This is a genomic window from Pseudomonas mediterranea CFBP 5447, from assembly GCF_000774145.1.
Taxonomy (GTDB): Bacteria; Pseudomonadota; Gammaproteobacteria; order Pseudomonadales; family Pseudomonadaceae; genus Aquipseudomonas; species Aquipseudomonas mediterranea.
This window is the reverse complement of sequence record NZ_KN322987.1, coordinates 1,235,566-1,248,760: the sequence shown is the minus strand read 5'-3', so window position 1 is coordinate 1,248,760 and position 13,195 is coordinate 1,235,566. Positions and strand designations below refer to the sequence as shown.

At 61.8% G+C, this 13,195-nt stretch carries 11 protein-coding genes; 5 read left to right on the top strand and 6 right to left on the bottom strand.

The window, feature by feature from the left end; translation table 11 throughout:
* Positions 1-9 precede the first annotated feature (9 nt).
* Positions 10-606, bottom strand: a complete 597-nt coding sequence (locus tag N005_RS25345) for a paraquat-inducible protein A (RefSeq protein ID WP_047703690.1) — start codon at positions 604-606, stop codon at positions 10-12.
* 70 nt (positions 607-676) lie between these two features.
* A complete protein-coding gene (locus tag N005_RS25340) occupies positions 677-1,117 on the bottom strand; it encodes a CBS domain-containing protein (RefSeq protein WP_041020645.1) in 441 nt (146 codons plus the stop codon).
* Between the two features lie 339 nt (positions 1,118-1,456).
* Here N005_RS25340 and N005_RS25335 point away from each other — a divergent pair, with 339 nt between their 5' ends.
* A complete protein-coding gene (locus N005_RS25335) occupies positions 1,457-3,820 on the top strand; it encodes a DNA polymerase II (protein ID WP_047703689.1) in 2,364 nt (787 codons plus the stop codon).
* A 75-nt stretch (positions 3,821-3,895) separates the two neighbouring features.
* Here N005_RS25335 and N005_RS25330 read toward each other — a convergent pair whose 3' ends face one another.
* A complete protein-coding gene (locus N005_RS25330) occupies positions 3,896-4,816 on the bottom strand; it encodes an AraC family transcriptional regulator (protein ID WP_081993355.1) in 921 nt (306 codons plus the stop codon).
* Between the two features lie 302 nt (positions 4,817-5,118).
* On the opposite strand from N005_RS25330, the gene N005_RS25325 reads away from it, so the two are divergent.
* The gene (locus tag N005_RS25325; RefSeq protein WP_047703688.1) at positions 5,119-6,441 is read left to right on the top strand and encodes a tetratricopeptide repeat protein; all 1,323 of its coding nucleotides are present in this window, start codon (positions 5,119-5,121) and stop codon (positions 6,439-6,441) included.
* Between the two features lie 290 nt (positions 6,442-6,731).
* On the opposite strand, the gene N005_RS25320 is transcribed toward N005_RS25325, so the two are convergent.
* On the bottom strand, positions 6,732-7,553 hold the full coding sequence (locus N005_RS25320; RefSeq protein WP_047703687.1) for an aldo/keto reductase: 822 nt from the start codon (positions 7,551-7,553) through the stop codon (positions 6,732-6,734).
* Positions 7,554-7,774: 221 nt separating this feature from the next.
* The gene (locus N005_RS25315; RefSeq protein WP_047703686.1) at positions 7,775-8,926 is read right to left on the bottom strand and encodes an aldose epimerase family protein; all 1,152 of its coding nucleotides are present in this window, start codon (positions 8,924-8,926) and stop codon (positions 7,775-7,777) included.
* A gap of 321 nt (positions 8,927-9,247) precedes the next feature.
* On the opposite strand from N005_RS25315, the gene N005_RS25310 reads away from it, so the two are divergent.
* The 3 genes from N005_RS25310 (at position 9,248) to N005_RS25300 (ending at position 11,720) form a co-directional block, all read left to right on the top strand.
* Positions 9,248-9,973 (top strand): hypothetical protein, encoded by a 726-nt coding sequence (locus tag N005_RS25310; protein ID WP_052126496.1) that lies wholly within the window; start codon positions 9,248-9,250, stop codon positions 9,971-9,973.
* Positions 9,974-10,083: 110 nt separating this feature from the next.
* On the top strand, positions 10,084-10,869 hold the full coding sequence (locus tag N005_RS25305; protein ID WP_047703684.1) for a sulfite exporter TauE/SafE family protein: 786 nt from the start codon (positions 10,084-10,086) through the stop codon (positions 10,867-10,869).
* A gap of 302 nt (positions 10,870-11,171) precedes the next feature.
* A complete protein-coding gene (locus N005_RS25300; RefSeq protein ID WP_047703683.1) occupies positions 11,172-11,720 on the top strand; it encodes a DUF4174 domain-containing protein in 549 nt (182 codons plus the stop codon).
* Between the two features lie 144 nt (positions 11,721-11,864).
* On the opposite strand, the gene ampC is transcribed toward N005_RS25300, so the two are convergent.
* Positions 11,865-13,013, bottom strand: a complete 1,149-nt coding sequence (gene ampC / locus N005_RS25295) for a class C beta-lactamase (protein ID WP_047703682.1) — start codon at positions 13,011-13,013, stop codon at positions 11,865-11,867.
* Between the last annotated feature and the right edge of the window lie 182 nt (positions 13,014-13,195).

The following is a 13,195-nucleotide window of genomic DNA, read 5'->3' as shown; positions in this document are numbered from 1 at the left end:
GTTCTCCGTTCACAACTTGCTCCACAGGTCGCGCACGTCGCGCCCGGCAATCCGAATCATCAGCAGGCTCAAGGCCGCCAGGGCGAACAGACCGATGCCCGGCAATACGTCGAGCATTCCGGCAAGTTTGATTACCGCCACCAAGGCACCGAGCAGGCAGACCTCCAGCATGCTCCAGGGTCGTAGGGTTTCCAGGCTGCGCATGCACAGGTTGAACCCCGGCGCACGGCGGTTGGCGTAGGCATGGCCGAGCACCCAGAGCAGCAGCACCAGCTGAAGGACCGGTGCGACGATGATCGCCACCGCGGCCACCAGGGCGATGAAGGTGATGGGCCCTTGGCTCAGGGCGACGATGGAGTCCCACAGGGTGGCGCTGTTGCTCAGGCCCTGGAAACGGATACTCATCACCGGGTAGACGTTGGCGAAGGCCCACAACACCGCCGCCGTCACGCTCAAGGCCAGGCGTTTTTCGATGGTCAGGCCGTTATAGCGCTGGATCACCGCGCCACATCGCACGCACGAGGCTTTTTGATGCGGGACGAGCTCCACCGGCTCGTACACCGCATCGCAATGTTCGCAAATGATCAGTCGCTCGGTGTCGGCCATCAGGGTGCTCGGGCAGGGACAACCCCTTCAATATAGAAGTGGGTTGGGAATGAGCAACCTGGCGGGCCGATCATTCGCCGCGAATGTATTGCTCCAGTTGTTGGATCAGGTTCGCCTGTTCGGCAATGGCTTCCTTGACCAGGTCACCGATGGACAACAGGCCGACGAGTTTGCCGTCATCCACCACTGGCAAGTGCCGCAGGTGCTTTTCGGTCATGATGCTCAGGCAGGTTTCGACGGTCTGGTGCGGATCGATGGTGATCACGGGGGATACCATGATATCGCTGACCTTGGTGCCCACCGAGGAGCGGCCATGCAAGACCATCTTGCGCGCATAGTCGCGCTCGCTGATGATCCCCAGCACTTCATCGTTCTTCACCACCAACAAGGCGCCGACGTTTTTCTCGGCCATGCGCATCAGGGCCTGCAACACCATGTCGTCCGGTGAAATGGTGTGCACATGCTGGTTCTTCTCGTCCTTCATCCGGAGCAACTGCGCGACGGTTTTCATTGGGAGGGGCCTCGGGGGTGTTTTTGCAGGTGTTGTTAAAGAATCGTAGACCCGGCGGCGCAGGGCAAGCGGTAAAACGGCGGCCAGTCGTCCAAAAACGCCATGGCAGCGAATTTATCTCGATTTTTCGCCATACACCCTGTGGCGAGGGGATTTATCCCCGCTGGGGTGCGAAGCAGCCCCAAGACAGTCAACTTAATCTGTCTGATGCACCGACGTGTCAGGATTCAGGGGGGCTTCGCAGCCCAGCGGGGATAAATCCCCTCGCCACAGGTTCAATGTTTGCCCGGGAGATGGCGGTAGAATTACCCCCCTCACCCAAGTTTCGAGGTCACCGCGGTGGATTTACAGCAGGGCTTCGTCCTGACCCGGCATTGGCGCGATACGCCGGCGGGCACCGAAGTGGAATTCTGGCTGGCGACGGACGCCGGGCCCCGGCGTGTGCGGCTGGCGGTGCAACCGTCGGTGGCGTTCGTGCCGCAGCTCCTGCGTGGCCAGGTCGAAGCCCTGCTGCAGGGGGAGAAGGACATCGAACTGCGCCCCCTTGACCTGCTGGATTTCGAGCACAGACCGGTGCTGGGCCTGTATTGCCGCCAGCACGCCCAACTGATGCGCCTGGACACGACCTTGCGGCGTGCGGGCGTGGAAGTGTTCGAGGCCGATATCCGGCCACCTGAGCGCTACCTGATGGAGCGCTTCATCACCGCGCCGGTCTGGTTCGGTGGTACGCCGGGCGCCGACGGCCTGGTGCTGGACGCCCAGATGAAACCGGCTCCCGACTACCGTCCGGCGTTGCGCCTGGTGTCCCTGGACATCGAGACCACGGCCCAGGGCGAACTGTATTCCATCGCCCTGGAAGGCTGCGGCGAACGCCAGGTGTACATGCTCGGCCCACCCAACGGCGACGATAGCGGCGTGGATTTCCAGCTCGACTACTGTGATTCCCGCACGCTGCTGCTGAAGAGACTCAACGACTGGTTTGCCCGTTTCGACCCCGACGCGATCATCGGCTGGAACCTGGTGCAGTTCGATCTGCGCGTACTGCACGAACATGCCCGGCGTCTGGCTGTGCCGTTGCGCCTGGGGCGAGGTGGGGAGGAGATGCAGTGGCGCGAACACGGTGCGCGTAACAACCACTTTTTTGCCTCGGCGGCCGGTCGGTTGATCATCGACGGCATTGAGTCCCTGCGTTCGGCCACCTGGAGCTTCCCTTCGTTCAGCCTGGAAAACGTCGCCCAGACGCTGTTGGGGGAGGGCAAGGCCATCGGCACCCCTTACCAGCGTATGGACGAGATCAACCGCATGTTCGCCGAGGACAAGCCGGCCCTGGCTCGCTACAACCTCAAGGACTGCGAGCTGGTGACGCGGATCTTCGCCAAGACCGAACTGCTCAAGTTCCTGCTGGAACGGGCCAGCGTGACCGGCCTGCCGGCGGACCGCAGCGGCGGTTCGGTGGCGGCCTTCACGCACCTGTACATGCCGCTGATGCACCGCCAGGGGTTCGTCGCACCGAATCTTGGCCTGCGCCCGCCCCAGGCCAGCCCGGGCGGTTTTGTCATGGACTCCCAGCCCGGGCTCTACGAATCGGTCCTGGTGCTGGACTACAAGAGCCTGTATCCGTCGATCATCCGAACCTTTCTCATCGACCCGGTGGGCCTGATCGAAGGCCTGCGCCACCCTGACGATAGCGAGTCGGTGCCGGGCTTTCGCGGCGCACGGTTCTCGCGCACCCGCCATTGCCTGCCGTCCATCGTGGCGCGGGTTGCCGAAGGCCGGGAAACCGCCAAGCGCGAACACAACGCGCCGTTGTCCCAGGCCTTGAAGATCATCATGAACGCCTTCTACGGCGTCCTCGGCTCCAGCGGCTGCCGTTTCTTCGATCCACGGTTGGCGTCATCCATCACCTTGCGCGGCCACCAGATCATGCAGCAGACCCGGCAGTTGATCGAAGCCCGGGGGCATGTGGTGATCTATGGCGATACCGACTCCACCTTCGTCTGGCTGCGCCGGGCCCATGGCCAGGAAGAGGCCGCCAGCATCGGCCGTGAATTGGTGGCGTACGTCAATCAGTGGTGGCGCGAATACGTGCATGAGACGTTCGGGTTGCAGAGCGCGTTGGAGCTGCAATTCGAAACCCACTTCAAGCGTTTCCTGATGCCGACGATTCGCGGCGCCGAGGAGGGCAGCAAGAAACGCTACGCCGGGCTGGTCACCCGTGCCGACGGCAGCGACGAAATCGTCTACAAGGGGCTGGAGGCGGTGCGCACCGACTGGTCACCGCTGGCCCGGCAATTTCAGCAGGAATTGTACGAGCGTATCTTCCATCGCAAGCCTTACCAGGATTACGTGCGCGACTACGTCCACCAGACCCTGGCCGGGACGTTCGATGAGCGACTGGTCTACCGCAAGCGCCTGCGTCGACCGCTGGATGACTACGAGCGCAATGTCCCGCCCCACGTGCGAGCGGCGCGGATTGCCGACGAGTTCAACCAGCGCCAGGGCCGCCCGCGGCAATACCAGAACGGTGGCTGGATCAGCTACGTCATCACCGTCGCCGGTCCCGAGCCCCTGGAAACCCGCAGCGCCGCCATCGACTACGACCACTACGTGAGCAAACAGCTGCAGCCGGTGGCGGATGCGATCCTGCCGTTCGTGGGGGATGATTTCCTGACCTTGGTGGGTGGGCAGATGGGGTTGTTCTGAAAGAAATGACAAGGAACACCTACAAGGCCGTGCAGGTTAACCGGCCGGGCCTGCAGTTGCCGATTGGGAGGGCTATCAGAAGGTGAAGTCCGGCGAGGTGAAATTTCGCATGGTGCTGACGATGGGTTCGAGCGTCGTCTGAGCTTCAATGGGTGGGACGTTGCTCCCGGGCAATGTCGAGGAAGGCGACTTGATTCGCCCGAGGGGCGCCGTCACCGATTCCCCGCGCATGTATGTCTGCGGGCTGCTCCCCAGTTCCTGGCGAAACGCATAGACGAACGCGGAGGTGGAACCGTAGCCCAGCTCCAGGGCCGTGCGGGTCACGTCCAGGCCATCACCGAGCAATTCGATGGCTCTGAACAGACGCAGTCGCCTGCGCCAGGTACGCAGGCTCATCCCTGTTTCGTTGACAAAATGGCGCGCCAGCGTTCGCTCGGACATTCCCAGTTTCCGAGCCCAGCTGTCCATTTCCGTCGGATCCGCCGGGTCGGCATACAGGGCTTCGCACAGCGTCACCAATGCTTGATTACGGGGCCAGGGCAGGGCGGTGGAGATGGGGGTGGTACGACGCAGTTGGTCGAGGATCAGTTGCGTGATGCGACCGGCATAGCCGTCATTGTCTTCTTCATTTTCTATCCGGGCCGCTTCGATGATCAGCGCCCTGAGCAAGGGCGACACGCCGAACAACGTGGGGTGGTCGCCAGGCAGGCCGGACGGGATGCGATGGCTGATCCACAGGCTGCGAAACTCCGCACCGAACATCGAGCCGACCTTGTGACTGAGTCCGGTCGGCAGCCAGGCGGCCTGTTCCGGCGAGATCACGAAGGAACCGGAGTGCGTATTGACCGTCAGCACGCCGGAAATCGCATAGACCATCTGGTGCCAGTCATGGGCATGCTCGGGAAAGCTATGCCGCGCAGGGATGGACTGGGCGCGTACCTTCAAGGGCGCGGGGGGTGTGAGGCCGTGGGGGGCTTCGATGGTGTCCCACTTCATGGTTGATCTCGGGCAGAAGGTAAGGTGTTGGAGTACGTCTCGCCAGCCCCTGTACTCTCCGGTCAGCCGGGTTGAAGGCTTTTCGCGATTGGTTGTTCGAGACCGCCGCCAAATAGAAATCGAGCCCTCTCAGGTCCAGCACCCGAGACATTTTCATGAAGGCCTGGGGTTTTATTCATGTTGGCGGCACGGCTGTCTTCTGTTCTACATGATGTGGCAGTTAGTCGAAAGTCTGCCAGCAGCGTTTGAAGTCTAATGTTCCTCATTCGTTTGAACCGGAACCCTCAGGAGACCTGCGTCCGATGACCTGCCTCGACCGTTACAGTCTGCCCCTTTCGACCACGTCCAACGTCGCCGCCGAGCGTTATCGCACGGGGGTGGACCTGTTGCTTTCCCTGTGGCCTGGCGCAGCTGAAACCCTCGAGGAAGCCATTTCAGCCGATCCGGATTTCGCCCTGGCCCATGCTGCCCGTGCCCGCTTGCACGCGGTGCGTGCCGAAATCAGCGAAGCCAAGGCCAGGATCGCCAAGGCGCTGGAACTGGCGCAGGCCAACGGTACCGAGCGCGAGCGAAGCCATGTGCAGGTGCTCTGGTTCGCTATCAATGGCCAACCGGCCAAGGCCCTGGCCGGCGCCTTGCAGCATACGGATCGCTGGCCCCTGGACATCGTGGTCCTGTCGCTGCCGCTGGGTGCGTTCGGACTGTTCGCATTCTCCGGCATGGCTGACCATGACCAGGCCCGGGTGGAGCTGTGTGAGCGTCACGCGCGTCATTTCCCGGAAAACGACTGGTGGTTTCTCACCTATCGCGGCTGGGCCCATGGCGAGAACGGTGATGTCGCCCTCGGCCGTGAACTGACCCAACGGGCACTGGAACTTCGCCGCGACAATGTCAACGCGGTGCACGCGGTAGCCCACGTGCTCCATGAGTCCGGGGCCAACGACGAAGCGGCCGGGATCATCCGCGACTGGCTGCCCGGTTACGACCGCAGCGGCATCCTGCACGGTCATATCGCCTGGCACGGCGCCCTGGTGGCGCTGGAGCGCGGCGATACCGAAACCGCACTCGCTGTCTATACCGAACAGGTGGCGCCTTCGGTGTCCACCGGCGTACCGATCAACGTGGTCAGCGACAGCGCTTCATTCCTGTGGCGCTTGCAGGCCTACGGGCACGAAGTGCCGGCCGGCTTGTGGGACGAGGCGGCCCGCTATGCGTCCAGTTACTTCCAGCAACCGGGCTTCCCCTTCGCCGATTTCCACATGGCTATCCTCGCCGCCGCCACCGGCGATGAGCACGCCCTCGAGCAGCGGGCCAATGCGCTGAGTGAATTGGTGCGCGATGGCAACCTGCGTGCAGGGGCGGTGGTCCCGGCCCTCTGTCATGCGGTGCAGGCATTCGCCCAGGGGCGCTATGCTGATTGTGCGCAGATCCTCGAGCCGGTGGCCCATGATGTCGTGCGCCTGGGGGGCAGTGGCGCCCAGCGCGAAATCGTCCAGGACGCGTTGCTGGTGGCGTTGATGCGGGCCGGCGAGGTGAAGAAAGCCAGGGTTCTGCTGGACCAGCGCTTGCATCGCCGGCCATCGCCACGGGATAGCCGCTGGCTGGCCGGGCTTGCCGCGGGCTGATGCCTGCCGGTGCTGTCTCTGTGGGAGCGAGCCTGCTAGCGATGGCGATGTATCCGTCGACGAAAGTGTTGCCTGGTTTGCCGCCATCGCGAGCAGGCTCGCTCCCACAGGGGATGTACTGTGAACCTTTCGCTGTGGTTCAGTGCCAACAGTACCGCCGAAGAGCTGATGCGAGCCTGGAACGCCACGTCCACTGACATCGGCTGGCTGACCAACGCCGTGCAGTTGGGCTTCATTCTCGGCACATTGAGCCTGTCGCTCAGTGGTGTTGCCGACCGGGCAGCGGAGCGTCACACCATTGCCAATCGCTGCTTGTCCTGGGGCTGTGGAAAGATCAGGTCGAGGGCTGCCAGGTCCTGGGGCGCCAGTTGCAGGTTCGCCGCTTCGGCGTTCAAGCGCACATGCTCCGGTTGCACCGCCTTGGGAATGGCGACGACATTGTCCTGGCGCAACAACCAGGCCAGTGCAATCTGTGCCGGCGTCGCACCGTGGCGCTCGGCGATCTCCCGCAGGGTGTGATCCTTGAGCAGATGCCCGCCCTGGCCGACCGGGCAGTAGGCCATGATTGGCATGGAGCGCTGCCGACACCAGGGCAGCAGGTCGAATTCGATACCCCGCTCCTGCAGGTTGTACAGCACCTGGTTGGTGGCGCAGGTCGGTGAAGCCAGTTCTTCAAGATCCTCCACATCAAAGTTCGATACACCCCAGCGGCCGATCTTGCCTTCTTCGCGCAGGCGTTCGAAGGCTTCGACGGTTTCTTCAAGCGGGTATTGGCCGCGCCAGTGCAGCAGGTACAAGTCGATGTAGTCGGTGTCGAGTCGCCGCAGGCTGCGTTCGCAGGCCAGTGGAATGCCTTTGCGGCTGGCGTTATGGGGGTAGACCTTGCTGACCAGGAACACTTGGTCCCGCAGGCCGGTGATCGCCTCGCCCACGACCGCCTCGGCACCGCCTTCGGCGTACATTTCCGCCGTATCGATCAGGGTCATGCCCAGTTCGATGCCCTGGCGCAGGGCGGCAACTTCTTTCTTGCGGGCGGACGGTTCCTCACCCATGTGCCAGGTGCCTTGGCCGATCACGGGTACGGAAACGCCGGCCAACTCCAGAGTCCTCATGCCTGTCTCCTGTGTGCTTGAACGTCAGAGGTGTGGCAGCAGGATAGACCAAGTGTTCAGGTCGATCGACGGGGAGGTCTGCGCCGTTCCCTGTGGGAGCGAGCCTGCTCGCGATAGCGGTGGGTCAATCGGCATTGATGTCGACGGATACACCGTCATCGCGAGCAGGCTCGCTCCCACACTTCAGCCGGACAGTGTGGGAGCGATCAGGTAGGGAGGGGTTATTTCGCGGAGAACTTCAGCACCATGGTCTGGGTGTAGGTCTGTCCCGGATCAAGCCGCGTGGATGGGAATTTCGGCTGGTTTGGCGAGTCGGGGAAATGCTGGGTCTCCAGGGTGAATGCGCTCCAGTGCGGATAGACCTTGCCCTGCTTGCCCTTGACGGTGCCGTCGAGGAAGTTGCTGGTATAGAGCTGTACACCGGGCTCGGTGGTGTAGAGCTGCAAGCGGCGTCCCGACTGCGGGTCGTAGACATCGGCGGCCGGTTTGCTCACGTCGCCCTGGGTGTCCAGTACCCAGTTGAAATCGAAGCCACCCTGTTTCGGTTCGGCGAACTTGAGTTGCGGGTGGTCGGCCTTGATGTGGGTACCGAATGCGGTGGGCTTGGTGAAGTCCATGGGTGTGCCGGCCACGGGCGCCAGTTCGCCGGTGGGGATGAGTTTGGCGGTCACAGGGGTGTAGTGGGAGGCGTACAGGGTGGCGACCTGTTTCAGGATGTCGCCGTTGCCGGCGCCCGCGAGGTTGAAATAGCTGTGGTTGGTCAGGTTCAGCACCGTGGGTTTGTCGGTGGTGGCCTTGTAGTCGATGCGCAGCTCGTTCTGCTCGGTGAGGCTGTAGGTGACATCGGTCGTCAGCGCACCCGGGAAGCCCATCTCGCCGTCCGCCGACAGGTAGGTCAGGGTCACGCCCACCGAGTCCTTGCCGTTATGAGGCACGGCTTTCCAGACGCGTTTGTCGAACCCTTGCGGTCCGCCGTGCAGCGAGTTGCCATGGTCATTCTGGGGGACCTGGTAGCGCTTGCCGTCCAGTTCGAATGCTCCGTCGGCCAGACGGTTGCCGAAGCGGCCGATGGTTGCGCCGAAATACACGTTGCCGTTTTTCTGATAGCCCTGGACATCATCGAAGCCGAGTACCACATCGGCGGCCTTGCCGTGTTTGTCCGGCACGATCAACGACTGGAGGATCCCGCCGTAAGTGATGACGGTGGCCTCCATGCCATGGCTGTTGCGCAGCACATATTTTTCCACCGCGGTGCCGTCGTCGGTCTTGCCGAACGCAGCGCGTTCATTGGTCAGGCCGGCGGCCTGGGAGGCAGAAGTGGCGATCATCAGAGACACTCCGAGGGCCGTGAGCAGATGTCTGGGTTCAAGCATGGTAGACCTTCCTTCTTGTGGTTTTGTTGTTGTTTTGAACGCGGGTCGAGTCGGTTACTTGGTCGGACAGCGGTGAAGGTTTTTCTGTTCAGTAGTCTATCTATTTAAGGGTTGAGAAGGGATTTATAGCCAAAAATCGAAATTTATCAATTAAAAAGTAATACTAATTAAGCGAGGCGAGTCTTGCCCAAGCGTCAGGCGCGGCAGGCAGGACTGCACTTTCAGGTTTTTTGTCGCTCTATCCATGGCCAGGAAGCGGCGACTCCCACCGCTTCCCCTTGCCCAGATCGAGATTCAATGGCCGGTGTTTCCTACTGTTTGATGGTGTTGCGACGTCGCTGTCCCGCGCTGTTGGGGGGGGCGTTGATATTGCTCAGTGGTGGTTGCAGTCACCAGCAGGGTCAGGACATGGTCACTCAGTTCAGCAACGCCAGGCCCCAGGAGTTCTTGCAGACCAGCGTCGACCGCATGGCCACGTTGTCGATGCACGACAACCTGCAAAGCCTCTACCTGTTGATGAGCAAGCTTTACCTGCGTAATCCCCAGGAGTTGCGCAAATCCGGTTTTCTCGATGCCCGCACCGCGGAAAAACAGGTGCGCATGGCCATCGAGCAGCAGCAACCCTTGCCGACCTTGGGCGGCAAGAAGGACCTGGCGGCCCTGAGCTACGCCATGAGCCCGGAGTTCCTCGGCGATCGGGTCGGTGCCTTCATCTATGCAATCGGCAGCATGCTGGTGACAGCCCATGGCAATCGGCTCGAGTTCTACATGACCGACACCATCGACCCGCGCTTTGTCAGCAACGCGGCACGCAATATCGAAAAAGCCACCTGGATACTCAGCCAGCGACAGGACAAGGACGGCAACCTGCTGCTGTTTTCCAACGAGATCTCGGAGGAGGGCAGCAACCTGAGTTTCGCTGTGGAGTTCGGGAAGATCGTCGCGCGGTTGGACTTGCTGACGCAGATGCTGGATGAGCGTTACCGGCGGATCGGGCTGAACTACGCCCAGAGCCTGCTGTTTCTCAATTTTTTGCCGGTTCAGTAGGTTTTTCAGGAAAAGGCATAAAGATAGATCACAACGTTATAGGGCGGTTATAAGAAAAATCGCTATGCTCGCGGCGAGATTTTCCACGCGGTTGTGCTGAGACGGTTTTGATGGATTTCGGTAATGTCGGTTTAGTCGTAGCGGGCCTGGTGGTCGGCTTCATCGTCGGAATGACCGGTGTCGGCGGCGGTTCGCTGATGACTCCCATTCTGTTGTGGTTCGGTATCAACCCTGCGACTGCCGTGGGTACGGACTTGCTGTACGCGGCCATTACCAAATCCGGCGGCGTGCTGGTGCATGCCAGAAATCGCAATATCGATTGGGCGATCACCGGTTGGCTGACCTTGGGCAGCGTGCCGGCGGTCGGACTGACGCTGTGGTTCCTCAGTACCCTGCACAGTTCGCCGGATGCAATGAACGCTGTCATCAAGCAGGCCCTGGGCTTCGTGCTGTTCGCCACTGCCCTGGCGATCCTGTTCAAGAAGCGCCTGCTGCAGTTCGCCCATGATCGTGCGGGCGGTCACTACAACCCCTCCGGCGTGCGGCTCAATGTGCTCACGGTCATCACCGGCCTGGTGCTGGGCACGATGGTCGCGTTGACCTCCATCGGTGCCGGCGCCCTGGGTACCGTCGCGTTGTTCATTCTCTACCCGTTCCTGGTCACCAAGCGCCTGGTGGGCACCGAAATCGCCCACGCCGTGCCACTGACCCTGGTGGCCGGCCTGGGCCATGCGAGCATGGGCAACATGGACTGGCACATCCTCGGTTACCTGCTGGTGGGCTCCTTGCCGGGTATCTACCTGGGCAGTCACTTGTCGGGACGCATCTCCGACGAACTGCTGCGCCCATGCCTGGCGGTGATGCTGGCGATGATCGGGTTCAAATTGGCGTTCTGATTGCTGCGGCCGAACACAACCCTCAGGCATTTCACAAAACCCTGTGGGAGCGAGCCTGCTCGCGATGACGCTGTGTCAGTCGACATCAATGCTGATTGACCCACCGCTATCGCGAGCAGGCTCGCTCCCACAGTGGTTCGTATCTGCCTCTGCATCGACTGACTCCCTCCTGTACCACGGTTGCGCAATGACCCCGCTGACCTAAGCTTCATGGCAGGCCGGCGCAGTATTGGGCGACTCTCTCGCGGAACAATTGCCGCCCTGTGCAATCAGTACAGCGTAAATATCAAAAGGAGAGGCGCATGCTCATTCGGTCGTTGACCTTGGCAACCTTGCTGGCCATCGCCGGCCCCCTGTTCGCCGCTGATGGTGACTCACTCCTGGTGGCGGAGGTGGGCAAGTCCCGTCCCCTGGTTGTCATCGCACCCAGTACCGTGGACCCTGCATGGATCAGCCTGAAAAAGGCCCTGGACGAACCGGCGGGCAAGCAGGGTTTCTCTGAGCGCAACATGGTGCTCTATACCGTGCTCAACACCATCGGGCAGCGCGACGGCAAGGACCTGGACCCTCAAAGCACCATGGCGCTGATCCGTTCACTCAAGCTGGGAGCCGGTGCCCAGACCAAGATCATCCTGGTGGGCAAGGATGGGGAAAAGAAGCTTGAGCATTCCGGGGCAATCGAACTGAAGGAGCTTTTCGACACCGTCGACAAGCTGCCCGCGGCCGAAAAAGAAGCAACGCCCCCAGCACCACCTCCAGCGCCTGAAGTTGCCCCGGCCAAGGATGCGAAGGGCGCAAAACCTGGCAAGGCCGCCAAGCCTGCGGCTGCGCCGAAACCGTTGGATGATTGACTTTCAACGGGTGACTTTCCTGGCAGCAGTTGTGGGAGCAAGGCTTGCCCGCGATGAGGACGATGCGGTCTCCAGCGGAATCGCGGTGCCTGTATCGCGAGCAAGCTTTGCTCCCACAATTTGCCCTTGCAGCTACCTCTTGCCTTATCGCTCCTCCAACGCCATCAGGATCCGGTGCGCCGCCTTCACCCGTTCCTCGATGGGGTAGTTCCTGTTCGCCAACAGCACGATGCCCCTGTTCTTGCCAGGCACGAAAGCCGCATAGGCGCCGAAGCCACCGGTCGATCCGGTCTTGTTGATCCAGGCGTTGTCCGGGGCAGGGCGGGGCGGGTCGAGAGGTTCGACCTTGTTCGGCTGCATGGCCACTTCCACCGAATTCCCCGCCAGCAGCTGGCTGACCGTCACCGGGTAAGGGTAGAACTCCCAGCCCAACCCCTGGGTCATGCCGCCGACCTGGTAGAACCCGGTGTGGGTGGTGGCGATGGCTTGTTGCAGGTCAGGGGCCAGTGTTTCCGGTCGCAGGTTGGCTTCGACGAAACGGATCAGGTCCGAGGCGCTGGTCTTCACGCCATAGGCCTCGGAGTCCATTGCCCCGGGACCGACCCGGACTGGCTTGCCGTCCTTCGCGTAGCCTTGGGCGTATCGGCTCGACTCTGACGCCGGCACCCGCAGATAGCTGTGCTTGAGGCCCAGGCCCGGCATCATCGTCTGTTCCATTGCATCGTCGAAAGGGCGATCCAGGCTGCGGGCGGCCAGATAGCCAAACAGGCCGATGCTCGGGTTCGAATAGAGCCGTTGGGTACCGGCCGGGTAAAGCGGTTTCCAGGTCTTGTAGTAGCCGAACATCCGGTCCGGGTGGTCCGCGCTGTCGGGAAACTGCAACGGCAATCCACCGGCGGTGTAGGTGGCGAGGTTGAGCAGGCTGACGTTTTCCAGGGCACTACCCTGTAACTCGGGGGCGTAGCGGCCGGCCGGGTCCGACAGGGACAGCTTGCCCTGGGCCTGGGCATAGGCGCCGAGGGTCGCGGTGAAGGTCTTGCTGACCGAGCCTATTTCGAACAGGGTCTGTTCGGTGACCGGCTGTTTCGTTTCCCTGGAGGCCACGCCGTAGTTGAAATAATGAGGTTGGCCGTCCAGTGTGATCGCCACGGCCATGCCGGCAATGTCCTGGCGTTTCATCAAGGGTTCGATCACTGCATTGACGGTGTCTTCGAGGCGCTCCTGGGCAAAGCCCGGCATCATTCCACAGCCCAGCAAAAAGGTGCCCGCGAGTATCGATCGGGTCATGTGCATGTTGACCGTTCTCCATGAATGGCGAGAGTTCAGGCCGCTCTGCATCCGGCAGCCTTGACGGCTCAATGCACCGTTGGGGTGCAAGCTTTGGATCGCACTCTAGGAAGTTTTCGGCGACCAGGCAACCCGAGGCCTTTCGCTCCAGGGCAGGTTCCGAGCCATCCGACGGGGGCAGAAGAGGA